Genomic DNA, 674 nt, shown 5'->3' with positions numbered 1-674 from the left:
GGGGCGTTCTCGACGCCTTCGCGGGCGACCGGGCGGGTGAGGGGGCGCTCGTCCTCGGTGAGCGCGCGGAGGGGGTCGACGACGCCCCAGCCGATGTGGTGGTCGCGGCCGCTGACGGGGCGTTCCGCCGTCTGCTGGAGTTGCGCGACGATCTGCTGCGGTGTCCAGCGGCGGTGTTTGGCGCGCAGCAGTGCGGCGACGGCGGCGACGTAGGGCGCGGCGAAGCTGGTGCCGTTGTCGGCGCAGTGGCCGCCGCGGGGGACGGTGGAGACGATGTCGACGCCGGGTGCGGCGATGCCGACGAAGTGGCCGCGTTGGGAGAAGACGGCCCGCTCGTTGTTGCGGTCGGAGGCGGCGACGGCGAGTACGCCGGGTATGGCGGCCGGGTAGGTCTCCTTGAGTTTGCCGTCGGCGCCGTCGTTGCCGGCTGAGGCGACGACAACAACGCCGGCGTCGATCGCACGCCGTACGGCCTGGTAGAGGAGGGAGTCGGGGCCGAGGGGGCGGTCGGCGTCCTGGCTGATGTTGATGACGTCGGCGCCCTGCCGCACGGCGTGGTCGACGGACTGGGCGAGGTTTTCGGCGTTGCCGCCGCCTTCGCCGTCGTTCTGGCGGATGGGGATGATGGTGGCCTTGGGGGCCAGGCCGACGAAGCCGGTGCGGGGGTCGGGGCG

Annotated in this window: 1 protein-coding gene; it reads right to left on the bottom strand. The window is 73.3% G+C overall.

Annotated features, from left to right (window positions below; all coding sequences use genetic code 11):
• The coding region (locus GL263_RS27560; protein WP_182858440.1) for a S8 family serine peptidase at window positions 1-674 on the bottom strand (674 nt) is incomplete at both ends.

The organism is Streptomyces durbertensis (assembly GCF_014156695.1).
In the GTDB taxonomy this organism is placed as follows: domain Bacteria; phylum Actinomycetota; class Actinomycetes; order Streptomycetales; family Streptomycetaceae; genus Streptomyces; species Streptomyces durbertensis.
Note: the sequence above shows the minus strand (reverse complement) of the source record. Positions and strands in the feature narration are given on the sequence as shown.